General features: G+C 72.3%; 21 protein-coding genes and 4 pseudogenes. 15 read left to right on the forward strand and 10 right to left on the reverse strand.

Annotated features, from left to right (window positions below; genetic code table 11):
- Window positions 1-340 precede the first annotated feature (340 nt).
- Both IE242_RS38045 and IE242_RS38050 read right to left on the reverse strand, forming a co-directional pair.
- On the reverse strand, window positions 341-481 hold the full coding sequence (locus IE242_RS38045; RefSeq protein ID WP_229859514.1) for a hypothetical protein: 141 nt from the start codon (window positions 479-481) through the stop codon (window positions 341-343).
- Between the two features lie 303 nt (window positions 482-784).
- On the reverse strand, window positions 785-1,024 hold the full coding sequence (locus IE242_RS38050) for a hypothetical protein (protein WP_229859515.1): 240 nt from the start codon (window positions 1,022-1,024) through the stop codon (window positions 785-787).
- A 729-nt stretch (window positions 1,025-1,753) separates the two neighbouring features.
- On the opposite strand from IE242_RS38050, the gene IE242_RS27505 reads away from it, so the two are divergent.
- Entirely contained in the window at window positions 1,754-3,826 is a 2,073-nt protein-coding gene (locus tag IE242_RS27505; RefSeq protein ID WP_506417255.1) for a HelD family protein, read from the forward strand.
- Between the two features lie 194 nt (window positions 3,827-4,020).
- On the forward strand, window positions 4,021-4,329 hold the full coding sequence (locus tag IE242_RS27510; protein WP_229859516.1) for a transposase: 309 nt from the start codon (window positions 4,021-4,023) through the stop codon (window positions 4,327-4,329).
- 55 nt (window positions 4,330-4,384) lie between these two features.
- Here IE242_RS27510 and IE242_RS27515 read toward each other — a convergent pair whose 3' ends face one another.
- Complete coding sequence (locus tag IE242_RS27515; RefSeq protein WP_189863910.1) at window positions 4,385-4,780, reverse strand: RidA family protein; 396 nt, start codon at window positions 4,778-4,780, stop codon at window positions 4,385-4,387.
- A 136-nt stretch (window positions 4,781-4,916) separates the two neighbouring features.
- On the opposite strand from IE242_RS27515, the gene IE242_RS27520 reads away from it, so the two are divergent.
- From IE242_RS27520 to IE242_RS27535, 4 genes and pseudogenes are all read left to right on the forward strand, one after another.
- Window positions 4,917-5,918, forward strand: coding sequence for a helix-turn-helix transcriptional regulator (locus IE242_RS27520; protein WP_189864269.1), 1,002 nt, complete (start codon window positions 4,917-4,919; stop codon window positions 5,916-5,918).
- Window positions 5,919-6,182: 264 nt separating this feature from the next.
- Window positions 6,183-6,665, forward strand: a pseudogene (locus IE242_RS27525) (transposase); the annotation flags it as partial.
- A gap of 172 nt (window positions 6,666-6,837) precedes the next feature.
- Window positions 6,838-7,800, forward strand: a complete 963-nt coding sequence (locus IE242_RS27530; RefSeq protein WP_189863912.1) for a quinone oxidoreductase family protein — start codon at window positions 6,838-6,840, stop codon at window positions 7,798-7,800.
- Window positions 7,801-7,897: 97 nt separating this feature from the next.
- A pseudogene (locus IE242_RS27535) lies at window positions 7,898-8,538 on the forward strand (TetR/AcrR family transcriptional regulator).
- A 161-nt stretch (window positions 8,539-8,699) separates the two neighbouring features.
- Here IE242_RS27535 and IE242_RS27540 read toward each other — a convergent pair.
- Window positions 8,700-10,637, reverse strand: a complete 1,938-nt coding sequence (locus IE242_RS27540) for an AfsR/SARP family transcriptional regulator (protein WP_189863914.1) — start codon at window positions 10,635-10,637, stop codon at window positions 8,700-8,702.
- A 111-nt stretch (window positions 10,638-10,748) separates the two neighbouring features.
- Between IE242_RS27540 and IE242_RS27545 the strand changes: the two genes are divergently transcribed.
- The 5 genes and pseudogenes from IE242_RS27545 (at window position 10,749) to IE242_RS39280 (ending at window position 14,767) form a co-directional block, all read left to right on the forward strand.
- The gene (locus IE242_RS27545; RefSeq protein WP_189863916.1) at window positions 10,749-11,627 is read left to right on the forward strand and encodes an alpha/beta fold hydrolase; all 879 of its coding nucleotides are present in this window, start codon (window positions 10,749-10,751) and stop codon (window positions 11,625-11,627) included.
- Between the two features lie 79 nt (window positions 11,628-11,706).
- Window positions 11,707-12,288: a GNAT family N-acetyltransferase gene (locus IE242_RS27550; RefSeq protein WP_189863918.1), complete on the forward strand. Its 582-nt coding sequence runs from the start codon at window positions 11,707-11,709 to the stop codon at window positions 12,286-12,288.
- A 268-nt stretch (window positions 12,289-12,556) separates the two neighbouring features.
- Complete coding sequence (locus IE242_RS38650; RefSeq protein ID WP_268249498.1) at window positions 12,557-12,691, forward strand: hypothetical protein; 135 nt, start codon at window positions 12,557-12,559, stop codon at window positions 12,689-12,691.
- Between the two features lie 81 nt (window positions 12,692-12,772).
- Window positions 12,773-13,486: pseudogene (locus IE242_RS39275) on the forward strand (aldehyde dehydrogenase family protein); the annotation flags it as partial.
- A gap of 70 nt (window positions 13,487-13,556) precedes the next feature.
- A pseudogene (locus tag IE242_RS39280) lies at window positions 13,557-14,767 on the forward strand (AMP-binding protein).
- Between the two features lie 8 nt (window positions 14,768-14,775).
- Here the strand turns inward: IE242_RS39280 and IE242_RS38655 are convergent.
- The 5 genes from IE242_RS38655 to IE242_RS27575 form a co-directional block, all read right to left on the reverse strand.
- Window positions 14,776-14,901 (reverse strand): hypothetical protein, encoded by a 126-nt coding sequence (locus IE242_RS38655; protein ID WP_268249499.1) that lies wholly within the window; start codon window positions 14,899-14,901, stop codon window positions 14,776-14,778.
- Between the two features lie 203 nt (window positions 14,902-15,104).
- The gene (locus IE242_RS27560; RefSeq protein ID WP_189863922.1) at window positions 15,105-16,004 is read right to left on the reverse strand and encodes an aminoglycoside phosphotransferase family protein; all 900 of its coding nucleotides are present in this window, start codon (window positions 16,002-16,004) and stop codon (window positions 15,105-15,107) included.
- A 214-nt stretch (window positions 16,005-16,218) separates the two neighbouring features.
- Window positions 16,219-18,960 carry a protein kinase domain-containing protein gene (locus IE242_RS27565; RefSeq protein ID WP_189863923.1) on the reverse strand — a complete coding sequence of 914 codons (2,742 nt, stop codon included), beginning with the start codon at window positions 18,958-18,960 and terminating at the stop codon, window positions 16,219-16,221.
- A 310-nt stretch (window positions 18,961-19,270) separates the two neighbouring features.
- Complete coding sequence (locus IE242_RS27570) at window positions 19,271-20,236, reverse strand: endonuclease/exonuclease/phosphatase family protein (RefSeq protein ID WP_189864271.1); 966 nt, start codon at window positions 20,234-20,236, stop codon at window positions 19,271-19,273.
- A gap of 311 nt (window positions 20,237-20,547) precedes the next feature.
- Window positions 20,548-21,453 carry a sigma factor gene (locus IE242_RS27575; RefSeq protein WP_189863925.1) on the reverse strand — a complete coding sequence of 302 codons (906 nt, stop codon included), beginning with the start codon at window positions 21,451-21,453 and terminating at the stop codon, window positions 20,548-20,550.
- Between the two features lie 112 nt (window positions 21,454-21,565).
- Between IE242_RS27575 and IE242_RS27580 the strand changes: the two genes are divergently transcribed.
- The 4 genes from IE242_RS27580 to IE242_RS27595 all read left to right on the forward strand — a co-directional run bounded on the left by IE242_RS27580 (window position 21,566) and on the right by IE242_RS27595 (window position 25,666).
- The gene (locus IE242_RS27580; RefSeq protein ID WP_229859520.1) at window positions 21,566-22,054 is read left to right on the forward strand and encodes a hypothetical protein; all 489 of its coding nucleotides are present in this window, start codon (window positions 21,566-21,568) and stop codon (window positions 22,052-22,054) included.
- Between the two features lie 467 nt (window positions 22,055-22,521).
- On the forward strand, window positions 22,522-22,875 hold the full coding sequence (locus IE242_RS27585) for a hypothetical protein (protein ID WP_189863927.1): 354 nt from the start codon (window positions 22,522-22,524) through the stop codon (window positions 22,873-22,875).
- Window positions 22,876-22,880: 5 nt separating this feature from the next.
- Entirely contained in the window at window positions 22,881-23,906 is a 1,026-nt protein-coding gene (locus IE242_RS27590) for a hypothetical protein (protein WP_189863929.1), read from the forward strand.
- 104 nt (window positions 23,907-24,010) lie between these two features.
- Window positions 24,011-25,666 (forward strand): hypothetical protein, encoded by a 1,656-nt coding sequence (locus IE242_RS27595; protein WP_189863931.1) that lies wholly within the window; start codon window positions 24,011-24,013, stop codon window positions 25,664-25,666.
- Here IE242_RS27595 and IE242_RS27600 read toward each other — a convergent pair.
- Window positions 25,650-26,042, reverse strand: a 393-nt coding sequence (locus IE242_RS27600; RefSeq protein WP_189863933.1) for a hypothetical protein, incomplete at its 5' end; no start/stop codon positions are given. The two genes, IE242_RS27595 and IE242_RS27600, sit on opposite strands and share 17 nt — an antisense overlap.

A 26,042-nucleotide genomic window follows, 5' to 3' on the forward strand; every position in this document is an offset into this window, starting at 1 on the left:
AACTTCTGCATCGTGCTCTCCTTCGGCGCGTCGTTTCTGACACCGGAAACGCTACGTTGCGTTCATAGATCAGGCAACCCAGTCGTTGCGTCCAATCGGCATCACCGCAGGTAAGGGCAAGAAAATCGTTGCAACGGTCTCCGGATTAATGCAATACCCATCACCCCGATTGTTGCAATGAGCTGTCGGTGAAAGCTGATCTTGGCGGGTGCGGTGGCCGGTCGGCTCAACGCAGGCTGGCAGCCGGGAGTGCGTTGACGCGGTTCTCGTACTCGCGGCGGGCCTTGCGCTGGGCCGGGAGCGCCGCGGTGCCGTCGAGGACCTGGCAGAGGTCGAGGAGTCACCGGTGGACCGCGAGGACGGCGGTGACGCGCAGGGCGTCACCCTGGCCGCGCCGTACGGTGATGCCCTGGTCGAGTGTGGCGCGCTCGGCGGGCTCCGGTTCGGCGGCGCGGAGGAAGTCGGCGACCTCGCCCGGCATGTCGAGGGCGACCGCCGGTTCCGGGGCCGAGCACCCGGATCGACGGCCGTGTACCCGGGCAGGAGATCTGCGACGGCGGTACGGATGGCGCCGCGGCTGACGTCATGGTCGCGGGCGAGGGCGGCGATGGAGCGGCCTTCCGGTACGCGGTACGTCGTCGGCCCTCGTGGCTGGGACGGCGGGGCGCCGCCCGCGGTGCAGGGCTCCCAGTAGTTCTCGCCGAAAGAACAACGCTAAGCGGATGGGGCGTCCCTGAACGGGAATGACGCCGATCGAGAGCCGTATCGTGATCGTGGGACTCTCTCAGGAAGGCCGCCCGGCGGGAGGGCGTAGGCCGGTAGTGTCGCGGCCATGCTGAGGGCCGATGAGCCGCCGTCGAACGACCTGAACGACCCGACCGACCTGAACGACGAGCAGATCCAGAGGCTCCTGGGCGAGGTCGCCCCGAAGGTGAAGAAGCTTTCGTCCTTCGTCCAGCACCAGGTTCTGGCGGTCGGTCGACTGCTGGTCGGTCGACACCCGCTTGTAGACCAGGTTGGCCATGCCGCTCTCCGTTGTGCTGGTCGCATTCGACCCCGGCTGTCAGCGCACCCTGTCATCAGCCGTCATCGGATCTGATTGGACCGGCGCCGCCGCCGGGCCCCGGATATCCCGGGTTCATTGGACGCCAGTCGCGGCCGTTGTCATTCGTTCCTTTGGTGACAGCGAAGACGCGAAGGCCGAAAATCGGCGGATCCAGGCTGGCCGGGGCCGGGTCGGACGGTCCGGGCACGGACGGGCCTGCCGCCGGGCGTCGCGGCGGCGAACGGGGCAGCAGTTCACCGATCCGTTCTCTGGGCCGGCCGCGACCGACGGCGGCGTGGTGCTGCGGTCCTGGGGTGGGGCCGTCGGCACGGGTCGGGCAGTGGTGGACCGGTCGAGGGCCTGACCCATTCTGTGCTCGTCTCCTCGGTCGGGTCGCCGGACGAAGCGACCAAATGCCCCCTGGCAGTGAGCTCGATGGCGCCGGTCGTCTCGCCGAATTTTCCCCCTTTTTTCCCGAGCGCGGGAAAACATCGCCGGCATTCAAGGGCGGGCTCGCCCATAAGTCAGGCGGGCATCGGGAGCGCAATCAGCGATAAACGGAACGGCGGAATGCATGACATGCCATACGGTCGGCCGTCATGGATTCAGTCGTAAGGACATGGCTTCACCAGGTAAGTCAAGACTTACCTTTAGGGAACTTTGACCGTATGGTGTGGCTCCAATCGAAGGAGCCCCCTGTTGTCGAAGATGGATGATCCCGCTGTGCGTGCGGTTGAATCGGAGCAGGATTATGTGTCCTCCCTGTATGAGTTGCTCACCGAGCGGCTTTCCGAGGCGCGAGTACACCGAGCGAATGTGCTGAAGGCCCCGGCGGACAGCGCCGGTGAGGCATACGAGAGAGAAAACGCCGCCGAGCGTCTGGCCAAGGAAATCAGCCGGCTGGAGGGCGCCGAAAAGGGGCTGGTCTTCGGGCGCATCGACTGGACGGATGGCACGGCCCTGCGCATCGGGCGGATAGGACTGCGTACGGAGGAGGATGACCTGCCTCTGCTCGTGGACTGGCGCGCGAACGCGGCGCGGCCCTTCTACGAGGCGACACCGGTCCACCCGATGGGTCTGCGGCGGCGCCGGCACCTGCGCCTCGAGGAGCGCACGGTCATCTCGGTGAGCGACGAACTGCTGGACGGGACCGCCCCGACCGACGAGGACGCAGTGGGGGACGGCCCGTTGACCGAGGCTCTGTCGGCACGGCGTACGGGCAGGATGCACGCGGCCGTCGCGACGCTGCAGGCCGAGCAGGACGAGATCGTCCGCTCCGCCCACCGCGGGGTGACCGTGGTGCAGGGCGGGCCCGGCACCGGCAAGACCGTGGTCGCCCTGCACCGGGCGGCCTATGTCCTGTACGCGTTCCCGCGCGCCGCGGAGGAGGGTGTCCTGGTCGTGGGCCCGAACGCCCGGTTCCTCGACTACATCTCCCAGGTCCTTCCCTCGCTCGGAGAGAACGACGTCGTTCTGGCGACCTGCCGGGAACTGGCCGGAGTGTCCACGGACACGGTGGACCCGTTCGAAACGGCGCGTCTCAAGGGCAGCTCCGACCTCGCCGACGCCTTGGCCGGCCTGCTGTGCGTCCACCAAGCCCCCGCCGGTGACTTCACCGTGCGGGTCGGACAGGAACTGGTTCACCTCTCCGGCGAGGAAGTCGCCGCGGCACGCGACGCCGCCGTGGCAGCCGTACAGGGGCACAACCCCGCGCGCCAGGTGTTCAAGGAGCTCTTGGTCGACGCCGCCACCGACGCGATGCAACGAGACATGGGCGACCTTCTGGAGCAGATCGACGCCGATGCCGAAAGGATGACCGGCATCGACCTCGACCGGTTCACGGGAGCCGCCCGGCGCCGTGCCGAAGGCGCGGCCGACTCGGGTCCGGTCCACGAGCTGGACCTGGACGCCATCCGAGCCGATCTCCTCGACGACGCCGGCGTCGACCGAGCGGTCGAAGTGCTGTGGCCGCGGCTGGTACCCGGTGACCTCGTGAAGGCGCTCCTGACGGACGCCGAGGCTCTCGCCGAGCGCCTGCCCCGCCTGACCGCGCAGGAACGGTCCCTTCTGCTGCGCGGTCCGGACGACCCGTGGACCGATGCCGATGTGCCGTTGCTGGACGAGGCGGCGAGCCTGGTCGACGGCCCCCCTGAGCGGACGTACGGGCACGTCGTCGTCGACGAGGCGCAGGAACTGACCGCCATGCAGTGGCGGATGATCGTCCGCCGCTGCCCGGCAAGGGCGATGACGCTGGTGGGTGACTTCGCCCAGGCAGGCCCGGTCGCGACAGCACGCGACTGGAAGGAAGCACTGAACCCCCACGTCGGACCGCGGTTCAAACTGCACAACCTGACCGTCAGCTACCGCACCACGCAGGAGATCCTGGAGAGCGTCCGGGACCTGCTCACGCGGATCGCTCCGGACCAGAAGCCCACACGGTCACTGCGAAGCGGTGAGAGCCCTCGCACCGTGACCACACCTCCGGACGGATTGGTCACCGCCGTCGTTCAGGAACTCCGCGCCCAGAGCGCCGCGCACCCGGGCGAGCTTCTGGGAGTGATCTGCGCGGACACCAGGGTGAGCGAGCTGACGGCCCAGGGCATCGCTCACCACGCACGCATCGTGCCGGCGTCCGAAGCACGCGGCCTGGAATTCGACGGGGTCGTCGTCATGAACCCCGAGGAAATCATCACGGCCCGCCCCGGTGGGGAAAGGGACTTGTACGTAGCCCTGACCCGGGCCACCAAGCGCCTCTGCACCATCACCGCCCAGCCCGCCTGACGGCTCGGCGCCCGCGTCGTCGCCGCGGGCGCACCCGGCGCGGCACAGACACCGGCCCACGGGCACGGGGCTGCTCGCCTCCTCACCGCTCTTGGCCGCACCCGGCATCACGCTGCCTGGTCCAAATCGCAGGCAGACCGCCCGGCCGGAGACGCAGCCGTCCGACCGGGGCGTCGCTGCAGGTCTGGTACCGCGTGGAAGAGCAGGGCGGCCCGGGTGCACGATCTGCGGGAGATCGTCAACGCCGTCCTCTACGACAACCGCACCGGCATCCCCGGGAGTACCTGCCGCACGACTTCCCGCCGCACAAGACCGTCGACGACTACTACGCCAAGTGGGCAGCCGACGGCACCGCCCAGCAGGTGCACGACCTGCTGAGGGACAAGACCCGGCGCGCATGGCCGCGGCGCGGAGCCGACCGCAGCCGTCATCGACGCGCGGAGCGTGAAGGCCTCGGCGAAGTCGCCGAGTCCAGTCAGGGCATCGACGCCGGCCCTCGATGACGCCTGCTGCTCATGCCGGTTCACCGGCACGAACAGCAGGCGCGGCCAGGTCGCATCACGCGACGGCGGTTCCCTCGAGCTCGACCATGAGGGTGGGGATCGCCAGTCGCGTCACCCCGAGCATCGTGCTGGTCGGAGCCACCCCGGCGGCGCCCAACCGCGCCGCCAGCACGCCGTAGTGCTGGAGAAGCAGATCGACGTCGGTGGTGTAGACGTTGAGCCGGACGAGGTCTGCGAGAGTCATACCGGCCTCGCCGAGCACGGCCTCGAGGTTGTCGAGGCTCAGCGTCAACTGCGCCGCCATGTCACCGTCGTGCTGGGGCTTGCCCTCGCCGCTCATTGCGGTCTGCCCCGAGATGTACAGGGTCCGAGTGTGCCCGGAGACGACCTCACCCTGGTTGAAGCCCATGTCCACCGACCACGTCACCGGGTTGACCGCCGTTCGTTCCATTGCCACATCAGCTCGATTCGACTCGTTGGAAACATGTACGCCCGTCGGCTCGGTAACCACCGGCTTCGACGTCGTGTTCACGAGCCTCACAACAAAACACGACATCCTTAGTCATGTATTGCGTTACGGTTCTCGTGTGCGCGCCGATCGGTTGGTCTCACTGGTGTTGCTGCTGCGCCAGCGTGGTCGGCTGACCGCGGACACGCTGGCCCGCGAACTGGAGGTATCCACCCGGACCGTGCTGCGCGACATAGAGGCGCTGTCCGCGGCCGGTGTCCCGGTCTACGCCGAACGCGGCCGGCACGGCGGTTTCGCCTTGTTGCCCGGTTTCCGGACCGAGCTCACCGGACTGAACCACGACGAGGCCCTTGCCCTGCTGGCCGCCGGATCGGGGCGCGGCGAGCAGGTATTCGGCCTCGGCCCGGCGCTCGCCTCGGCCAGGCGGAAGGTGGTCGACGCGCTGCCCGAAAGCCACCGGGCCACCGCGAGCGACGCGGCCCAGCGATTTCTCGTCGACCCGGAGACCGACCTGCTCTCACGCCGGCTGGTCACTGAGGAGGTACCCGACACCACAATGATCGAGGTCCGGCGCGCGGTACTCGCCGGGCGCAAGCTGCGGATCCACTACGCGGCCACGGGCCAGACACCACAGTGGCGCACAGTGGACCCGATCGGCCTGGTCACCGTACGCGACCGGGGCTACTTGCTGGCCACGAGATCCGGCGCGGACCGCACGTACCGGCTGTCGCGGGTGTTGGCCGCCGAGGAACTCCCCGAAACGGCACAGCGGCCGAACCGGGTCGATCTGGACCGGATCTGGCGGGAACGCTCCGCACAGTTCCTCTCCGGCGGCGACCACATCACCGTGCTGGTACGGGTGAACCCGGCGCGGCGGGAGGACCTGCTGGACACCGCGCTGGCCGTCCGCGCGGAAGAACCCGACGCAGACGGCTGGCTCCGGCTGGAGGTGACCTACCAGGATCCACGACACGCCGAATGGGCGCTGTGGCAGCTCGGCATGGACGCGGAAGCCCTGGCCCCGCAGTCGTTGCGCACCTCCCTGCGCAACCGCGCCGCCGCCATCGTCACCCGCTACGCAGACTCATCCCGAGAGGCCGTTCAGGTAGGTAAAGCCTGAGGTAAATCCTGAGGTAAAGCCTGTTCGATCCCGGATCGCCTCGGTGGCGGAGGAGGCTTCTGAGGCATCAGGTCGGCATGCTACGGATGAGGCTTGCCGGGTGTCCGTAATGCCGCCCTCGCGGCTGAAGCCTGTCTCATTTCAGGACGCCCGGTTCCGCGCCGTGCTCCCGCCGGCAGTGCCGCGCGTCTGGGCGCCCCGGCCGTCGCGCGGTACACCCCGACCATGCAGCCATGACGCGCGTATCCGAGCGATCTGTCCGGCGCCCAGAGCGTCAAGACCTCCACCAACGTCCCCGCCCGCGGGCAGGGCGCCGACCCGGGCAAGAGGATCGTGGGCCGCCGGCGCAGCATCGTCACCGACACCCTCGGCCTGCTGCTGGCGGCCCTCGTCACCGCCGCGAACGTGCAGGACTCGGTGGCCGGCACCCGCCTGCTCGACCAGGTCGCCCCCGTCCACCCCGGCCTGCGCAAGGTCCGGGTCGACGGCGGCTACCGCAAGCACCTCGTCGAGCACGCCGCCACCCTCGGAATCGACATGCAAGTCGTCGAACCCGCCCCCGGCGCCCGAGGCTTCACCCCGCCGCCGAAGCGCTGGGCGGTGGAGCGGACCAACGGCTGGCTGATGCTCCACCGCCACCTGGCCCGCGACTACGAGACCCTCCCCGCCCGCTCCAAAACCATGATCCATTCGGCCATGGCCGACCTGATGGCCCGCTGCCTCACAGGCGAGGCCGCCATCTCCTGACGCGACCCGACATCAGCGGAGCAAATACGCATCACGGGATGGAACAACGGGAGAGCGCGACCTCTGAGAGGCCAACAGCGCGGCCGCCGACTGGACTTGCGGGTCCAATTCGCGCTTCCTACGGTGCATGCGTCGGCCTGACACAAGTGAGATCCCGAAGAGGTGTTGACTCATGCATGCGATCCACATCACCGAGCACGGCGGCCCCGAGGTCATGACCTGGACCGAGTTACCCGACCCGGTTCCCGGCCCCGATGAGGTGCTCGTGCGGCTCGGCGTGGCGGGTGTGAACTACATGGACGTGGGTGCCCGTGAGGTGGGCGGCCCCGGCTGGGCCGCCCCCACCGTCCTGGGTGTCGAGGGCATGGGGCGCGTCACCGCACTGGGTGACGGAGTCGACGACCTCGCCGTCGGTGACCGCGTCGCCTGGTTCTACCACCCCGGCAGCTACGCCGACCTGCTCGTCATACCCGCCGGCTCCCTGGTGAAGGTCCCGGACGAGGTGCCGGACGAGACCGCCGCCGCGGTGATGATGCAGGGCCTGACAGCCCATCACTTCACCACCGGCACCTATGCGATCGGCCCGGGGGACACCGCTGTCGTGCACGCGGCCGCCGGTGGGGTGGGGCTCCTGCTGACACAGATGATCAAAGCCCGCGGCGGCGATGTGATCGGACTGGTCTCCCGCCCGGAGAAGGTCGCGCTCGCCGAGGAGGCCGGCGCCGACCACGTCCTGGTCTCGACCGGCGGCGGTTTCGAGGGCCGGGTGAAGGAGCTGACCGGCGGTGAGGGCGCCCACGTGGTGTACGACGGCGGCGGCAGCGCGACGTTCCGGTCCTCGCAACTGGCCCTGCGCCCGCACGGCGTGCACGCTTACTACGGCCCCTTCATGGGCGTCCCGCAGTTCGCCGTGACCGACCTGCCGAACAGCATCCTGCTCACGTACCCGGTCGTGCACCACCACGTCCCCACCCGCGAAGCGCTGGTCGAACGGACCGGAGAGGTCTTCGACCTGGTCCGCGCCGGCCAGGTCACCCCGCGCATCGGAGGCCGCTACCCGCTCGCGGAGGCGGCGCGGGCGCACGCCGACATCGCCTCCCGCAGGACCACCGGGAAGCTGCTGCTCCTTCCCTGAGCGCACAGCACCGGCTGCTCGTCCGAGCACACGTCTCAAGACGATGGACGTGACGACTCGCAGGGGCGATGTGGCATCTCGGACAGGAAGGACCCACGTGCCGTTGACCCGCAAGGGCGCCGCGACGAAACAGCGCATCATCGAGGGTGCCGCCACGGAGATCCGCGAACAGGGTGTGTCTCCGTACGGCTCGAGGACGTCATGGAACGCACGGCGACGAGCAAGAGCCAGTTGTTCCACTACTTCCCCGGCGGCAAAGAGGAACTGCTGCTGGCGGTGGCCCGGCACGAGGCGTCCCGGGTGCTCGACGACCAGCAGCCGGAGCTGGGAACCCTCACCTCGTGGTCCGCCTGGCGGGCCTGGCGCGACAAGGTCGTCGCCCGTTACCGCGAACAGGGCATGAACTGCCCGCTGTACACCGCGGTGTCCCAGATCGGGAGGACCACGGAGGGCGCGCAGGCCGTGGTGGCCGGGCTGATCGAGCAGTGGCAGGCCGAACTGGCCACAGGAATCCGCCACATGCAGGGTGTCGGTGAGATGGACACCGGCCTGGACGCCGACCGCAGTGCCGCCGCGCTCGTGGCCGCCGTACAGGGCGGCGTGATGATCTTCCTGTCGACCGGCGGCCTGACACATCTGGAGGCGGCTCTCGACCAGAGCCTCGCCCACCTGCGCGGACCGGGCGGACCGGGTGAAACTGGCGGGCCGGGCGGACCAGGCGGACCGACGAGAGCCTGAGGCCGCCGAGTCCGTGGTCGTGACCGGATGCGGTGCGGGTCGACAAGGCATGGCCGACGCGGCGATCGGACCACGGACCGATGGGCTCGCGGCCCGGGGCTCCGCGACTCGGGAGACTCGCGGCTCGCGGCTTACGGCTCGGGGCTCGCGGCTGGTCCTGCTCAGCCCGCTCCGGCGCATGCCTCCGCCTCGGCCAGGTACCGCGCCACCGGTCCCAGAGTCAGCATGCCGCTGGCGGCGCCGGCGTGTTCGTCGCGGGCGTCGCGCAGGGCCGTCGCGGCGCGTGCGGCGATGTGGGGTTCGTCGAGGCGTGCGGCGGCGCGGGCGGTGAGGCACCACAGCGCCTCTTGCAGGTGATCGCGTGGTGGCTCGGGCGCCGAGGCGAGGGCGGTCCGGGCTTCCTCCGGCCGGTCGTGGGAGAGCAGCAGGAGGGGCTCTGCCCAAGGACGGTACGGGCCCCAGTCGAGGTGCGGGTCGGTGGGCGCGGGCCGGTCGTGCAGCAGCCGCAGTCCCAGCAGGGCGAGCGGGAAGAGTCCGCGGTGCAGCCCCGGCATTCCGGCGGTGCGCAGGGCGTCCTCGGCGGCGCGGTAGTGCGATGCGGCCGTGGCGGCGGCCGGCCCGCCGGGTTCGGTGCTGCGGGCGGCCGTGGCCCGGGCACGGAACCAGCCGGTGAGGACGGGGACGAGCGGGGACTCGGCGGTGACGGCGAGCTGTTCGGCGGCCTCCGCGTGGACGGCTGCGGCGTCCAGGTCGCCGAGGGCCGAGGCGGACTGCAGGCGGACGAGCCGGCCGAGGACGGCGAACCGCGGCAGCCCGTGCCGGGTGGCCAGCTCGAGGATCTCGGCGCCGATCACGTCCCGTACCGCTGCGAGCCCGGGCCGGGAGAAGGACTGGAGGAACACCCCGTTGAGGGCGAACACCAGCAGGGCGGGATCGCCCAGGTCCCGTGCCAGCGCCTCGGCCTCGCGGGCTGCCCGCCGGGCGCGCTCCAGCCCGGTCGCGGACAGGCCGGCGCTGCGGCTCTCGACGGCGACCGTGGCGAGCAGGCGGGCGCGCAGGTCGGCCGGGCCGCCGGGGCCGAGCGCGGTGAGCGTGCGCTCGGCCGCCGCGACGACGCCGCGGGACTGCTCGGGGTCGTCGGCCCGGCTCCAGACGGCGGGTACGTCGTAGGCGCCGATGACCCGGGCGGTCAGGCCCGCGTCCCCCGTGCGTTCCGCCGCCCGGACGGCGGTGAGACGGTCGCGGCGTGAGTGGACGAGGGCGTCGCCGCCCGCCAGGGCGAGGGTCCGGGCCAGATCCACGGTGGTGCGCGGACCGAGCCGGACACCGGGGCCGGTCCATGCGCTCCGTGCCCCGTCGAGGGCCGCCGACTGGTTGACGATGTCCGTCTCCAGGCGCCGGAGGTCGGCACCGGGGTCGAGGCCGAGCTGGTCCACGAGCATCGCGCGGGCGCGGCGGAGGGCGGCCAGCGCGTCGGCCTGGCGTCCCGCGCGGTGGAGGGCGCGGGCGAGCAGCCCCCAGGCCGGCTCGCGCCACGGGTGCCCGGCGACGTGGGTACCCAGTTCGGCGACGAGATCGGCCCCTTCGCCGGAGTCGAGGAGGAGGCGGGCGCGCAGCTCCACCCCCTCCAGCCGCAGCTCCTCCAGCCGGGCCCGCTCTCGCTGCGCCCATGCCGAGTCGGGCACGTCGGCGTAGGCGGGGCCGCGCCAGGACGCGAGTGCCCCGGTGAGGTCGCTCAGCGCTCCGGGGTCGCGACGGGCGCGGGACAGGACGTCCTCGAAGCGGTGGACGTCCACGTCCTCGCGCGGCAGGCGCAGCGCGTAGCCGGGACCTTCCGTGACGAGGACGCGCGGGGGAGTACGGGGCGGCCGGCCGGGTTCGACGGCGCGGCGCAGCGCGGCGACGAACGTACGCAGCGCACCCACGGCGCGGGCCGGCGGCTCGGTCCACAGGTCGTCGACGAGGGTGTCGGTGGTGACGAGCCGTCCCTCGGCGGCGACGAGCCGGGCGAGTACCTCGCGGTGGCGGGGTCCGCCCAGGTCGACCGGGCCGCCGTCGTCGTGGAGGGCCCGCACGGCACCGAGTACTTCGATTCGCATGCCCCCATCCTCCGTGCCGCGGGTCCGCCGCGCCGCACCGTACTGATCGGCTGCTGATCGGTGCCGCCCAAGCTGACCGCGTCAGTCCCCGACCCGAGGAAAGGACCCCTCATGACGCTCGGCATCACCGGTTTCGACCACGTCCGCCTGCCCGGCGCGGACGGTGTGGAGCTGGCCGCCGCCATCGGCGGCAGCGGCAGCCCGCTCGTGCTGCTGCACGGCTTCCCCCAGACCCACCTCATGTGGCGGCACGTCGCCGAGCGGCTCGCCGGCGAGCACACGGTGATCTGTCCCGACCTGCGCGGCTACGGCGCCAGCGACAAGCCGGCGGCCACCGGCCCCGACGTGTACGCCAAGCGCACCATGGCCGCCGACATCGTGGCCCTGACGGCGGCGCTCGGCCACGAGCGGTTCGCCCTCGTCGGCCACGACCGGGGCGCCCTGGTCGCCTTCCGGGCGGGGCTGGACCACCCCGAGACCATCACGCACCTGGGCATCCTCGACGTCGTACCGACGCTCGACATGTGGAACGTCCTGCACGGCGTCCCGGCGGCGGTCGGCTACCACCTCTTCCTCATGGCACAGCCGCCGGGCCTGCCGGAGACGATGATCGCCAACAGTGCGGACGCGTTCTTCGGCTCGTTCCTCGACGCCTGGGCCGACGACCCGGCCGCCCTGCCGCGGGACATCCGTGCCGAGTACCTGCGGGCGAGTGCCGCGGCGGTGCCGTCGATCGTCGCGGACTACCGGGCCTCGGCGGGCATCGACGTCACACACGACCAGGCGGATCTGGACGCCGGTTCCCAGCTGGCCATGCCCGTGACAGTCGTCCAGCAGGACTGGGGCGCCCAGCTCGGCTACGACGCGGCCGGAGTGTGGCGGGCGTGGGCGCCGGACCTGGACCACCGGCTGACCCGGGCGGGCCACTTCATGGCCGAGCAGGCACCCGACGAGATCGCGGCCGCCGTCCGGGACCTGGTGGCCCGCTGAGCTTCCCGTTCACGTTCAGGAGGGGGCGCGGGTGGCTCCCGCCCGCGTGCCCCGGGCGGGGCGGGCGTACGGTCGGGTCATGGAGACGACTGCGGACGACGCGACGGTTCCCGGCACGGCGGGGACCGTCGTCTACCGGCCGGCGCGGCCCGAGGACCGTGAGGCTCTCGCGGGGCTCGACGGGTCGTTCACGACTGCCTCGGTGTTCCACGTGGCCGTGACGGACGAGGGCTTCAGCATGCGTCAGACCCCGGTGGATCCCCCCGTCCACAAGGTGTTCCCCGATGAGGACGACGACGCGGACGAGGACGGTGATCCCGAGCTGAACCGGACGGTGGTCGCCTTCGACGGGGACGAGTTGTGCGGGTTCGTGAAGATCTCCTTCGCCCCGTGGAACGCGCGCTTGACCATTCGTGACATCGCGGTCGCGTCAGCGTGGAGGGGCAAGGGAGTGGGGCGAGCCCTGATGGATCAAGCCTCCGACTTCGCGAGGGAACGCGGGGCGGGGCACATGTGGCTCGAGGTCAGCAACATCAACGCACCTGCCGTTCGCGCCTACCTCCGGATGGGCTTCGTCTTCTGCGGGCTGGACACCTCGCTCTACGACGGCACGGAGTCGGCCGGCGAACAGGCGCTCTTCATGGCCCGGTGGCTGCACTGACCGGGCTCCCCGTCACGAGGATCACCGGAGGGGCGCGGTGGCGGCCGGGCCGGCCCGGGCCGGGACGGCTTCCGGGTGGATGAGGCGGAGCCGGAAGAGCATGGCGCGCCCGAGCGGGCCGCCCAAAAGCTGAAATCGGTCGCTCACAGGTTTGAAAGGCACCCAGACCCACGGTCAGGTGATGTCCACCCGGCTCCCGGGCCACAGGAGCCGTCGCCACGGGAGCATCGGAATGTTCGTGGTGAGAAGTCTCGGCCGAGGAGAGCTTATGACGGACCCACAGACGCCGGACGTGGTCCGGGGCGGGAGCCAACCCGACGGCCCCGCGGCGGACTCCGCCGGAGGCCTCCTCAGCTTCGGCCCGCTCGTCGGCGGTGTCACCGTTCCCGGCCCCACCGAGTAGGTCTACGCGATCCGCGCGAGCGCGCTGCTCGACGACCCCCTCGGCGCCACCTGCTACCGCAACGCGCTCGACGCCGGGCGCATGAGGCCCGACGCCCACCCCGACACGATCCTGGGCCGCTGTGCCCTCGCCGGCCCCGGCCACATGGATGCCGCGCTGCACGCCGCCCGGCGCGCGGCGGACGAGTGGGGCGGCAGTCCGCCGGACCGGCGCGCCGCACTCGCCGAGGCGTTCCGCGCACGGCTGCGGGACCACGCGGACACGCTGACCGGCCTCCTGGTCGAGGAAGGGCACCCCGTCCGGCTGGCCCGTACGGAGGTCGCGGGCCTCCTCACCTTCTTCGGCCCCGAGACCACCGAGTGGTGTCCGCGGCAGCTGGAGACCCGGCACACCGCCGGCAGCCGGACGGTGGTGACGCGCCGGGTACCGGACGGCGTGGTGTGCGTCCAGCCACCGCGGAACACCCCGGCGCTGAGCGTCGGCGCCGCCTTCCAGTCCGTACTGGCGGGCAACGCGCTGGTGGTCCGGCTGTCCCGGCAGGCACCCGTCGCCGCGATGTACCTGCTGGAGCGGATCGCCGGGCCGGCCCTCGCCGAGGCCGGCGCCTCGCCCGGCCTGCTGTCGGCACTGTGCACGGACCCCGCCCAGGCACTGGACGCCTGGCTGGCCAGCCCGCTGGTGGACGACGTGCTGTACTTCGGCGACTCGGTCCGCGGCGAGCAGCTGGAGAAGGCGTGCCTGGCGGCGGGCAAGAAGCCCGTCCTCGAGATCGGCGGCAACGACATGGTCCTGGTGTGGCGGGACGCGCCTCCTCACGGCCTTCCTCGGCTGCCTGTACGCCGGGCGGATCGCCATCCCGGCCCCGCTGCCGGACACCGACCGGCGGGCCCTCCGGCGCGCCGAGGGCATCATCGCCGACGCCGGCGTCGGCCTGGTTCTCACCGACACCGCACAGCAGCCCGCACTCGGCTCCTGGCTCGCCGGCCTGGACACCGCACCGCGAGCCGGGTGCGTGGCCACCGACGAGCCCGGCCCACCCGGCCCGGACACCTGGTCCCCCCTCGCGCAGGACCTCTCGGCGACCGCCTACGTCCAGTACACCTCCGGATCGACCAGCGAGCCGCGCGGTGTCGTCGTCACCCGCCGGAACCTGCTGCACAACCTGCTGTCGATCAGGGAGAAGCTCCTCCCGGAGAAGATCCGGGACGAGGTGCGCCACGACCCGTCGCCGACCGGCGCCGGCCGGCTCCCGCACCACCACGACATGGGCCTGGTCGGCATGCTGCTCAGCCCGCTCGCGTGCTACGGCAGCCTCGTCTTCTGCTCCCCGGTGTCCTTCGTCGCCCACCCGCTGCTGTGGCTCCAGATGTCAGCCGGTACCGGGCCTACTACACCCTCGCCCCGAACTTCGGCTACGACTGGCTGCTGCGGAGCCTCAAGGACGGCCGGCTCACCGACCTGGACCGGGACCTGGACCTCGACTGCCTGCGCTGCGCGCTGAGCGGCGCCGAACCCGTCCGCCCCGACGTCCTGGACGCGGTCGCCCGCCGCCTCGCCCCCATCGGCTTCCGCCCGGACGTCGGGGCACCCGGCTACGGCCTGGCCGAGGCCACCCTCATGGTCACCGGTACGCCCTGCGGCAGCGGGCCGACCGTACGGCGCTTCGACCGCGGTGCGCTGGAGGCCAGCCGCGCCGTACCCGCCCCGGACGGCGTCGACCTCGTCGGCTGCGGCCGTCCCGCAGGCGCCGACGTCCGCATCGTCGACCCCGCCACCTCACGTCCCCTGGAGAGCGGTCACGTCGGCGAGATCTGGGTGGGCGGCGACAGCGTGGCCGACGGCTACCTCGGCGATCCGCGGGCGACCGCCGAGCACTTCGCCGCCGTCACGGCCGACGGCGACGGCCCCTTCCTGCGCACCGGCGACCTCGGCTTCCTCCGGGACGGCGAACTGTACGTCACCGGTCGCGCCAAGGACCTGATCATCATCAACGGCCGCAACATCCACCCCAGGACATCGAACGCGTCAGTGAGACAGCCGACTCCGCCACCGGCCCCTGCGCCGCCTTCACTCTGACCGGCGCCTCAGGCCGCGAACACATCGTTCTGGTACAGGAAATCCGTCCGCTCCACCTCGACGGCCGCACTCCTGCGGACCTCGCGGCGTTCATCAGGAAGCGCCTGGCCGACGAACTGCGGCTGCCCGTCCACGTCGTCATCGTCGGACCGATGAGCGTGCCCCGAACCACCAGCGGGAAGATCCAACGCGCACGGACCCGGGACGAACTCCGCTTCGCTCGCCTCGCTCTCCTGCATTCCGACCTGCCCGTCCCGCAACCAGCGGGGCGGTGCGACGAGCCGGGCCGCGGCAGCGTCAGCCGATGAGAGGCAGCGTCAGCCGATGAGAGGCAGCGTCAGCCGACGAGGGCCTCGGTGATCTGCCGGGTGGTCTGCGCGGCGACGCGGGAGTCGACGGCGGCGTAGGCGGTGTAGGCGTTCAGACCGGTGGCCAGGGCCCAGCCGCGGCCCCGCAGCCAGGTGGCGTCGTCCACACCGAGTGCGTCGCGGAAGGCGGCCCGGCTGCCGGCCGACATCAGGGTGTAGGCGATCACCAGGTCGCAGGCCGGGTCACCGACGCCGAGCTCGCCGAAGTCGATGACGGCGCTGAGGCGGCCGTCGACGGTCAGCAGGTTGCCGGTGTGGAAGTCACCGTGGAACCAGACCGGAGGCCGATCCCAGGCAGGGGCGTCCAGCGCCGCGTCCCACAGTTCGGTCATCGCCGCGGCGTCGAACACGCCGCCGGTCTCGGCGATGGCGGACCGTGTCGCGCGGTCCCGGTCGGCCAGCGGCCGGCCGGTGAGCTCTTGGCGCAGGTTCCCGGCGAGCGTGTCCTCAGCCGTGAACCGCTGCAAGGCGGCCAGGAACCGCGCCAGTTCGACGGCGGCCCCGGAGGAGTCGGCCAGGGCGCCGACGGTCGCCACCTCGCCGTCCAGCCAGCGGGACACCGCCCAGGGCCACGGGTAGCCGAAGCCGGGCTCACCCACGGCCACCGGTACGGGGATGGCGAGGGGCAGGTGCGGGGCGAGCCGGGGCAGCCACGCGAACTCCTTCCCGGCCTGCCCGATGGCTCCTGGGTGGCGGGGCAGCCGGACGGACAGTTCCTCGCCCAGCCGGTAGATCACATGGTCGGAGCCGGCCGGGTCGTGCAGTCGCAGGGGCAGCCCCGCCCACTGCGGGAACCGGGTGTCGACCAGGCGTCTGACCAGTGCGGCATCGATCTCGGGGCGAGTGCCCGCAGTCGTCACGGTCGCCAAAGACGCTCCTGTGGTCGGCCCGCTGCGTGTGGCGGACAATCGGCAACATCACAGCGTGCCGCGCCACCACCTGTCGACCGAATTGTTCCGGCGGCGATGAGGAGCGGGACAGATCGTCATCGGGTACGGATACGGATACGGATACGGATACGGGTGCGTCGGTGCGTCGGTGCGTCGGTGCGCTGGCGCGTCGCGGCGGGTCGGTCCGGCCCTGTCACTGTCCGGGGTCGAGCAGGCTCAGCAGGGCTCGGGCCTCCCGGACCGTGGGATGGCCTTCGCCCAGGTGGACGGCGGCCTCCGCGACGGCGCGTTCGACCCGGGCGACCCCCTCCGGCCCCTCGCACGCGAGCAACGTGCACGACACCGTCAGCCGCAACGTCAGGGGATGCCGTCCGCCCAGCCGTTCGCGCGCCTCGTCGAGGAACGCGGAGCACTCTCGGAGGACGTGTTGCGTGGGTCGTGCGGCGGTGCCGCGCTCCCAGGCGAGGACCCGTGCCTCCAGGTCGCGGGCAGCGTCGTGCTCCGTACCGTCCCCGGTGCGGGTCGACGCACTCGCCCCCTCGGCGCTCCCGTCGCCGCGGGCCGCGGGCGCGGGCGCTCCGCCGTCGTCGGTGGTCCGCCCCTGCGCGGCCGCCACAGTGGTGTCCTCCGCGGTCTCCGCCTTGGTGTAGGCGAGGGTCTCGTAGCGGCGCGTCACCGGCAGCGTGGAGTGGTCCCGGATGAGTTCCCTCGCCGCGTCGGACAACCGAGGCGGATCGATCCTGCCGTCGTCCGCGCCCGGCACCAGCGCAGCGGCGACCTCGGCCGGGGCGGGACGCTCGGCCGGCTCGGTGGACAGGCACCGGCGCACCACCTCCGCCAGTCCCTCCGGCAGGCCCGTGAGGTCGGGCGTGCCGGAGCAGATGCGGTAAATCACCTCCGGAGCTTCCGCGCCCCACGGCAGCCGGCCGAGCGCGAGACGGGCCAGCAGGGTGCCGAGCGAGAAGACGTCGCTGGCCGGGGTGAACCGGGCCGCCTCATGCAGCTGTTCGGGCGAGGCGTAGGCGTACGTTCCCGCGAAGCCCTCCCGCGGTTCGGTCAGCCGCTCGATCTGGGCGATGCCGAAGTCGATGACACGGGGGCCGTCCTCGGTCATCAGCACGTTGGCGGGCTTCAGATCGAGATGCACGATGCCCGCGCGGTGGATCGCCGTCAGCGCGGTGGCGATGCCCGCACCCACCCGGCGCACCGTCGTCTCGTCCAGGGGCCCGCACAGCTGGGCGACCTCCTGGAGGGACGGCGCCGAGACGTACGGCACGGCCATCCACGGGGTCGGGGCGTCGGTGTCGGCGGCGATGACGGGGACGGTGTACTCGTCGCGGACCCGCAGCGCGGCCCGCACCTCGTGGGCGAAGCCCTGCCGGATCCCGTCGTCGGCCGCGTACTCGGCGTGCAGCGTCTTGACGGCCACCAGGAGGCCCTCCGCGTCCCGGCACAGGTAGACCCGCCCGAAACCGCCACGGCCGATGCCCTGCAGCACTTCGTACGGGCCGAACGCCACCGGATCGTCCGGCTCGCGGGCGGGCCGCACCCGCAGCGCGCCGCTCCAGCCGTCGAGGGCCCGGGCCTGAGCGTCGAACACCGTGCGCTGCTCCTGAGAGGGCTGTGGAGCGGCAGGCGGGACGTCGCGCGCCAGGTCCTCCGTGACCTGTTCCAGGGGCACGATCACCGGTCCGTCGTCCCGGAGGGCGTAGGCCCGGGTCAGCATGCGCAGGTCGTCCTCCCGTGCCACGGACACGGCCGGCACACCGAGCTGCCCGCACGCCCGGCCGACACCGGGGCGCAGCCCCAGGCCGGGTCCGGCGCTGTAGAGCGCGACGACGGAGCGGCCCGCCCCGGTCACCTCGCGGGCGAATCGCGCCCACAGTTCCGCGGGGACCTCGTCGACGCCGTATCCGTCGGCGCGGGCCGCCAGAGCCAGCGCCTCGGTGGCATGGGCGCCGCCGGGCCCGCCGACCAGCATCCCGAACGCCGAGCGCGGCGCTGCCATCACGTCACGGGCCATCTCGCGCGCCGCCGCCGGCGTCAGCCGTACCGCGCCGGAGCCGGCGCGCTCGGCCAGGACGTCCCGCTGGGCGCACAGCGCGTCGTACTCCGGCGAGCCCGGCCCCTCGCCCCGCGCCCGCAGACAGGCCAGTACCTGGTCGAAGGACGCGCTCGCCGCCGCGTGGTCCCGCGCACGCACCGCCGCCTGCGCCTGCTCGACGCGCGCGTCGAGGGTCTGATCGGCGCCCGCCCCGTACAGCTGCTCGCTCCGGTCGGCGACCTGCCGGTACATGGGGACGGCCCGGCGCGGTTCCCCGGCGGCCTCGACGGCGCGCGCGGCCGCCCGCAGGCTGTGGAGGCCGTCGTGGCCGCGTTCCTGCCCGAAGGGCAGACCGCCGGCCAGCCGGGCGTACCGGTCGCGGGCGATCCCGGTGATGCGGTGCTCCGAGCCGAGTTCCCGTTCGGCGGTCCGCAGCATCTGTGTGAAGGTGCGCAGGGCCGCCGCCGTGTCCCCGGCCTCCGCCTGCCAGTGGCCCACGTTGCACAGCAGGTCCAGAGCCGCCTCGGTGCGGCCCTCCTGCGCCGCCGTGCGCTGCATGGCCTCGTAGCGGCGGACCGCCTCGTCGGGCCGGCCGGCCCGCCCGTGCCAGTGGGCCAGCTGGTGCCGGGCCAGCTGGGTGTGCGGATGCTGTGCGCCCTGGTACCGCTCCTGGTCGGCGAAGAGCTGGGCGAACGCCACCACCGCGGCCTCGGCGTTCCCGGACTCTCCCGTCCAGTGGGCGAGTTGGTGCCGCAGCCGCAGGGTTTCCGGGTCGGCCGCCCCGAGGGCCGACGCGGCCCGTGCGAGGAGTTCACGGTAGCCGTGCGCCGCCTCGGCGGCCCGCCCCGCCCGGCCCGCCTCCTCGGCGGCCGCCGCGCCCGCGCGCAGCACCCCGACCGCCTCTTCACGGGTTCCCGCCTGCTCCGCGTCACGTCTGCGCCTGCCGCCCCACCGCACCGGTCCGCCCCCAGGTGATTCGTCGTGTCGTGCGAGGATCGTCGTCCGTGCCGGTCACGGATACAAGGACGAGTGATCGCGCACCCTGGTTGCAGCGGAGGTCACCGGGTGAGGTCCGGGAGCGGACTTCGATGTTGTCCGGTGCGACCGGGACCCGCAGGTTCGTTCCGGTCCCGGTCCCGGTCCCGGTCCCGGCCACGGAGCGGCCGGTGGTCGCGAGGGACGTGCCGGGGGAACCACTTCTTCATCGCAGTGTGATCCGGGCGGCGACCGGCAGATGGTCGCTGCCGGTGGCGGGCAGGGTGCGGATGTGGGCGACGGTTGCCGAGCGGGCCATGACCTGGTCGATCCGGGCCAGCGGGAAGGCGGCGGGGAAGCTGAGGGCGAAGCCCCGCTCCGCCACGTTCATCCGCGAGGTCAGCGGGGTCAGCCCGCGGTCGTCGACCGTGCCGTTGAGGTCGCCCAGCAGGATCACCGTCTTCCGCCGCTCGGCGGCGACGGCCTCGCCCAGCAGGCCGGCGCTCTCGTCACGCCAGGAGGACGCGAGGCCGCTCGCCCGGACGCGGACCGAGGGCAGGTGTGCGACGTACGCCGCGATCTCGCCGTACGGCGTGGCGACCACGGTCCGCAGCCCGCGGCTCCACGGCCCCGCGATCCCCTGCGGTCTGATGTCCAGCAGCCGGGCATCGGTGAGCGGATGTTTCGACCACAGTCCGACGGTGCCCCTCACCGCGTGATACGGGTAGTCCCGGGCGAGAGTCTCCTCGTAGACCGGCAGCGCCGTCGGCACCAGCTCCTGCAGCGCGATGAGATCGGGCCCGGCGTCGGCCAGGGCGCGGGCCGTGCCCGCCGGGTCGGTGTTCTCGTCGCTGACGTTGTGCTGCACCACGACCAGGTCGTCCGGGCCGGACCGCGCCCCGGGCAGGAACAGCCCGCCGAAGAGGTACGTCCAGGCCGCCACTGGCAGGAGCAGCGCGACCAGAGCGATGGCCGAACGGCGCAGCAGGGCCGGAACGAGCAGTACCGGGACCACCAGGCCGAGCCACGGCAGGAACGATTCCAGCAGACTGCCCAGGCGGCCCACGGAGTTGGGCACCGCCCGGTGGAACGCCAGCAGCCCGGCCGTCAGCACCGCGAAGGCGGCGGAGCCCCGCCCCCGAGCCCAAGCCCGCCGGCGCCCCGCGCCCCCCTTCCCACCCTCGCCCGGCACCCACTGCGCGGCCCGGCGCCGCGCCCACGAGAGCACTACTGTCCTTCCCGTCGACGCCACACCGCTGTCCGTCCGCTCCACTGGCTTCCCACCCCGCTCGGCTCACTGCCCAGGCTCTCAAGACGAATGGCCGGGTGGATCAGTTCCGCTCCACCGTCGGAGTGTGCCGCGTCCGGCTCCCGTACGGAGCGGACGAGCTGCCCTCTCCTGCGAGCCGAGGGTGACAAGCCGCGGGCTGGTCCGGTGGCAGCCATCCGCCTCGCCGCCACGGAACGGCGGATCGGCAGTTCTCGTGGGCGACAGGTGTCGGACTACTCGTCCCGCGTCCACAGGCGGAGCTTCTCCGGGTTGCGGACCACCCAGATCCGGGTGGCGCGACCGCCGGAGGCGCCGAACGCGGCCACGGTCACGGTGACGCCCGCCCGCTGGGCCACCAGGCCGGGAGCACCGGCCACCGAGCGCTCCAGGAGCCGCAGCCCCGGAGCCCTGTCGGCGATCGCGACCATGTACTGGGCGATGCGCGCCCCTCCCTCGACCGGACGCAGCACGGCGCCGGCCAGGCCGCCGCCGTCGGCGGTCATCACGGCGCCGGGGTCGAGCAGGCCGACGAGAGCCGCGATGTCCTTGGCCTCCCACGCCTCCTTGACGTGCCGCACCACCTCGCCCTGCCCTGCCGTCGTGGCCACCGGCGCGTGCGCGGCACGCACCCGCCGCCGGGCCGAACTCGCCAGTTCCCGGCAGGCCCCCGGCGTGCGGCCGACGATCCCGGCGATCTCGGGGAAGGGGAAGCGGAACACGTCGTGCAGCACGAACGCGACCCGCTCGGCGGGCGTCATCGATTCCAGGACGACGAGGAAGGCCATGGTCACCGACTCGTCCAGAGTGATCAGGTCAGCGGGGTCGGCGGCGCCCGTGCCGCGCCCGTCGGCCCACTCCCCGCGGTCGGGCAGCCACGCGCCGACGTAGCGCTCGCGCCGGGCCCGCGCCGAGCCGAGCACGTCCAGGCAGATCCGACCGGTCACCGTCGTCAGCCAGGCACCAGGAGACACGACGGCCTCCCGCTTGCTCCGAGGCTGCGCGTACCAGCGGGCGTATGCCTCCTGCACGGCGTCCTCGGCCTCGGCCAGCGAACCGAGCAACCGATAGGCCACATTGATCAGTTGACGCCGCTCACCGGCGACCTCTGCCGCGCTCCACTCGGGCGCACCCGTGCTCATGACCAGTCCCCCGGGGCTTGCCGCTCTCACCTTGCATTTCGCGTACCTGTGTCGTCGGACTGGTGAGACCTTACCGATCTGACGCCTCCGGGCGGACAAAGGGGACGACGTCATGACCACGCAGGCCACACGCACGACGGCGGCGAAGGCGACGACAGCTCCGGCTGCGGCGGCACAGCGCGGTGCCGCTCTCCTCCGGGCATCGATCGCCCTGCAGACCCTGGCCATCCTCTTCCAGGCGGTCAGTGCCGGACTGCTGCTGTCCTCGTCGCACGGCGAGCTGCTGCACGACGTCGGAGCACGCGTGATGTACGGGGCCTCGATGCTGTACCTGCTCGCCGCGGTACTGGCCTGGCGGCCGGGCGGCGGCTCCCCCCGCCCCATCGGATACGCGTTCGGCTTCCTCGTCCTCGCCTCGGTCCAGGTCGTGCTCGGTATCGCGCACGTCCCGTCCGTCCATGTCCCGCTGGGCGTTCTGATGTTCGGCCTGAGCGTGCTGGCACTGGCCCACCGGCACGCGGGACCGGCACGCGGCTGGCAGGACTCCGTCATGCCTCCCATGTCTTCCCGGGAGGGCGAGCAGGAGTACGTCAAGGAGTGAGCGGGCGGGTGTTCCGCCCCCAGCACACCTCGGAGCGCTGCGTGGCGGCCGGCCGTGCTGATGAACGCCGACTCGCGCACCCCGATGTGGGCTCTCGGGCCGGGCCCTGCCGACATTCGGACGGTGTCGCTCGCCCGGGTGAAACCTCCGGCTGCAGTGAACCGGGGTCGGCACTTCGACGTCGGGCAGGGCATGAGGCCGACGAGGAGACCGCGTCCCGGCTGGGCTGCCGCCCGCACGATGCCCGAGGGCGTGTGCGAGCCGACGATCGAGGCGCCGTGTCGAGCAGCGTTCGCTGCCCTGCTCCGGAAGCCTCACAGCGGCTGTGGGATCGGCGGCGACCAGGGGCGCGCGGGTGGCGATCAGGGGCGTACTGATCTGCGACGGGCATCGGTTCGCCCTCGTGAGGTCGGCGTCCCGCCTGGCAGAGTGGATGGATACGGCACTGCGGGGGAGGCATGGCGGACATGACGGCGACTATCTCCGTGAAGGTCGAGGGACCGCTCGGGCTGGACGACCCGGAGGAACTTCTCGAAGAGCTCGGGCAGGCGACGGGGCTGGCCTGGCAGCTGGAGCAGGCCGGGCGGGACGGCACCCTCGACGGGGGTCTCTCCGAGACGGTGCTGGAGGCCGTGCTCGGCGGTGCTGTCGGAGCCGCGGTGCAGGCCGCCACGGAAATGGCGATCGAGAAGTGGCGGAGCCGGCGGCTCGACCCGCCGTCCGTCACCGTGGACGTCCGGCCGCCGCAAGGCCCGGAACACGCTCAGGACTCCCGGCCTCCGCAGCGCCTCGACCGTCCGGACGCCCCCGAGGGGAGCTGACGGGCATGGCATCCCGGGCGTTGGTGGTGGGAGTCGGGACGTACGACGTCGACTCCGGGATACACGGGTACCCGACGATCGAGGCCAGCGCCCGCGCCTACGGGGAAGCGCTGGCCCGGGACCCGCGGTGGGGCACCGCGGCCCGGTCCCCGGTGCTCGACCCGCATCAGGCGCGGACCGCGGACGGCGTGATGCGCGCCCTGCACGAGGCGGCCGCGGCCGGTGAGCGGCCGGAGGACACCCTGCTCGTGGTGTATGTCGGGCACGGCGCGTACTGGCAGGACGTGCCGGGCGGCCAGGTCCACTTCGCGGTCGGCTCCTCCCGGATCAACGAGCCCTGGACATGGCTGTCCGCCTGGTACGTGTACCGCGCGATCAGGAAGAGCAAGGCCGGCCTCAAGGTGCTGATCGCGGACTGCTGTTACTCCAGCATGCTGCCCCACCTGGGCCCCGAGCCCGTCCTGCCCGGCGTCCTCGGCACCCGTTTCCGGGGCACCTGCGTGTTCACCGCCGTCGGCGGCGCCGTGCACAACGCGTGGGCGGGCGCCTGCGCGAACCTGCCCGCCCCCCTCGACGGCTGTACGACGTTCAGCGGCCATCTGCTGAACGTGCTGGGGCAGGGCATGCCCCATCACCCCGACGACCTCACGCTCGGCGCGCTCCGTGCCGGTATCGAGGAGGGCATGCAGGAGTGCGGCGTCCACGACAGGCCCCGGATGCTGCTGAACGACGCCTCGGAGGCGGCTCTGCTGTTCACCAACCGTGCGAAGGGCCGGTCCCGGATGCGCACGCCGGGCACGGTGGACGAGTGGGTCCGCGAACTGTTGCTCAACGGTGAGCGCAAACTGCCCGCTCTGATGAACCGCCCGGACCTCGCGGGCCGCGTGGTGGTGCAGCTGAAGCGCGGGGACGAGCAGAGCCGTGATCTGGCCCGCCGCGTGGATCGAACGGCGGGCGAACTGCTGACCAACCCGGTCGACTTCGTCAGGTACTGGGGCGAGATCGAACGCGCGATGCTGGGCGGTGGATGATCGACAACGAGGACATCGACAGCTCCGATGGCAGGGATCGGTCCGAGGACAGGGACCGATCCGACGCGACGGACCGTGCCGACGCGACGGACCGTGCCGACAGCATGAAAGGTGACCGCCGCACGGACCATTTGTTCCAGCTGGACCTGGCCGAGTCCCTCAACGAGGCGTACGCCTGGGTCACACGGATCCAGGCTCAGCAGTTCGTGGGCGTTCTGCGCTGGATGCGGGAGGTCAACTGCGAGGCGATGGCCATGCGCGCCCTGCACGCCTTCGCGCTGTGCCGCCCGGTCGACGAACTGGTGGGTCTCGCCCACCACTTCGACCCGCGGGACGCCGTCATGCTGATGGCGACGGCGGCTCTGTCGCGGCCCGTCGGGGAGGCTGCCGAACTGGCCGCGACGCAGCACGAGGCGGAGGCCCGCAACGAGCGTGCCCCGATCACCGCGAGCCTCGTGCACGATGTGGCCTGCCAGCGCACGGCGCTCGACGTAGCGGTGTTCGTACGGGTCCTCGAGCAGCGGCAGCCGGCACTCGCGAGAGGCACCGTGAACGCGTTCGCGAGTCCTGGCTCCGGCCGCACCAACCTCGACAAGGCGCTGCTGCACACCGCGCTCCACGACGAGGGCTGCCACCGTGAGGCCGACCGGCTGCTCGGGCTGACACTGCAGGCGATCGCCGACAGCCCGCCGGGCGCCGCCGGGGCGGGCGAGCAGGGTGAGGAGATCGCCGATCTGGCGGGCGCGTTCCAGCACCTGAGCCCGGCCGGGCGGGTCCTGGAGCGCTGGGTCGAGGAGAGACTGAACGCCTCGGACGCGATCGAGGTGGAGCGCACCCGGCGGCTGGTGGCGACGCTGATCGCCCGGCGTGGTACCGGCCGGGACGCCCTCGCCGAGCACATCGGCCGCACCACACAGCCCCGGCACCTGGTGAAGCTCTGCGCGATGCTGGTGAAGGACGAGGCGTCCCCCGTCAAGTGTGCCCAGGTGCGTTACTACGCGGCCGGGCACAAGGACGTGCAGGAACTGGCCGTGCTCGTGGCCTCCTGGCACAAGGAGCCGGCCCTGACCCGCACCACCCGGGATCTGCTGGCCGACGCCGTGGCGGGCCCCTCCGCCTCCGGCTCCTCCCCCCGCCCCCTCAACGAGCTGGGACAGCTGGACAAGTGGCTGACGCTGGACGCCGCCGCTCCCGATTGCTCCCGGATGCTGTGCTACGTCGCCGCCGTACGGGTCGAGGGGCGCTCCGGTGCCGAGCTGGTGACCCTGCTGGGCCGCGTCGAGCGCCGCCGGGACCGGACCCGGGCCGCACAGGAGGCGGGGCGCCGGCTGGCCATCGCCGTCATGCGCCCGGACGCTGACCGCGACTGGTTCGTGGACTGTCTGCGCGCACTGCACGACGCCAAGCACTCGGTCGCTGTGCGGGCGGCCTGCCGTGAGCTCTCGGATCCCTCTCCCGGCTCGAAGGCCGACGCCGCGTTGGTCGCCGATGTCGCCGCCCGTCTGCATCACACCCGACTGCGCAACGTGGCGTGGTCCCTGCTCGAACGGTTCCTGGAGAACGAGCAGTTGGTGACTCCGTCCGACGTCGTCCAGGTCGTGGAACGGGTGCTGGCGCTGCCGCTGCCGGACGCGAAGCTGCTGCTGCGGGCCACGGTGGGCCGTTGGTCGGACGTGGGGCACCGCGATGACGCGGTGGCCGCGCTGCGGGCGGCCGACCGGCGCCGAGCGGCGGAGTGGGTCATCAAGTCCCTGCGGTGACGTTCACGCCCGGGGGTTCGGGGCGGGGAGCGGGCAGCGTGGGCGGTACGTACTTCATGTAGCGGCGGGAGGCCCGGACCAGCAGCGGGAACACGATGGCCGCCGACAGGACGACGATCAGCCGCGTCACCACGACCACTTCGTCGTACTGCTGCAGACCGTGCCGCAGCAGCGTGCACGTCAGGAGCACCGCCAGATACGCGAGGAACAGCAGCACCGGCGGTACGGCGGGGTCGCCCGGTGCGGCGAAGCGGGAGACATGGTCCCGGGCGTCGTAACGCCGCAACAGGCGTCCTACGAGCGGCAGATCGAGTCTGGCCAGCCACGGCAGTCCGAGCAACAGCGCCGAGCCGATGCCCACGGCGGTCATGCCCTG

This window comes from Streptomyces poonensis (assembly GCF_014650915.1).
Classification (GTDB): domain Bacteria; phylum Actinomycetota; class Actinomycetes; order Streptomycetales; family Streptomycetaceae; genus Streptomyces; species Streptomyces poonensis.

Excerpts from the sequence above, each read along its gene's own strand:
- IE242_RS38045 (WP_229859514.1), bottom strand. The coding sequence starts at position 481 with ATGCCGGGCGAGGTCGCCGACTTCCTCCGCGCCGCCGAACCGGAGCCC.
- IE242_RS38050 (WP_229859515.1), bottom strand. The coding sequence starts at position 1,024 with ATGGCCAACCTGGTCTACAAGCGGGTGTCGACCGACCAGCAGTCGACC.
- IE242_RS27505 (WP_506417255.1), top strand. The coding sequence starts at position 1,754 with ATGGATGATCCCGCTGTGCGTGCGGTTGAATCGGAGCAGGATTATGTG.
- IE242_RS27515 (WP_189863910.1), bottom strand. The coding sequence starts at position 4,780 with ATGGAACGAACGGCGGTCAACCCGGTGACGTGGTCGGTGGACATGGGC.
- IE242_RS27530 (WP_189863912.1), top strand. The coding sequence starts at position 6,838 with ATGCATGCGATCCACATCACCGAGCACGGCGGCCCCGAGGTCATGACC.
- IE242_RS27540 (WP_189863914.1), bottom strand. The coding sequence starts at position 10,637 with ATGCGAATCGAAGTACTCGGTGCCGTGCGGGCCCTCCACGACGACGGC.
- IE242_RS27545 (WP_189863916.1), top strand. The coding sequence starts at position 10,749 with ATGACGCTCGGCATCACCGGTTTCGACCACGTCCGCCTGCCCGGCGCG.
- IE242_RS27550 (WP_189863918.1), top strand. The coding sequence starts at position 11,707 with ATGGAGACGACTGCGGACGACGCGACGGTTCCCGGCACGGCGGGGACC.
- IE242_RS38650 (WP_268249498.1), top strand. The coding sequence starts at position 12,557 with ATGACGGACCCACAGACGCCGGACGTGGTCCGGGGCGGGAGCCAACCC.
- IE242_RS27575 (WP_189863925.1), bottom strand. The coding sequence starts at position 21,453 with ATGAGCACGGGTGCGCCCGAGTGGAGCGCGGCAGAGGTCGCCGGTGAG.
- IE242_RS27580 (WP_229859520.1), top strand. The coding sequence starts at position 21,566 with ATGACCACGCAGGCCACACGCACGACGGCGGCGAAGGCGACGACAGCT.
- IE242_RS27585 (WP_189863927.1), top strand. The coding sequence starts at position 22,522 with ATGACGGCGACTATCTCCGTGAAGGTCGAGGGACCGCTCGGGCTGGAC.
- IE242_RS27590 (WP_189863929.1), top strand. The coding sequence starts at position 22,881 with ATGGCATCCCGGGCGTTGGTGGTGGGAGTCGGGACGTACGACGTCGAC.
- IE242_RS27595 (WP_189863931.1), top strand. The coding sequence starts at position 24,011 with ATGAAAGGTGACCGCCGCACGGACCATTTGTTCCAGCTGGACCTGGCC.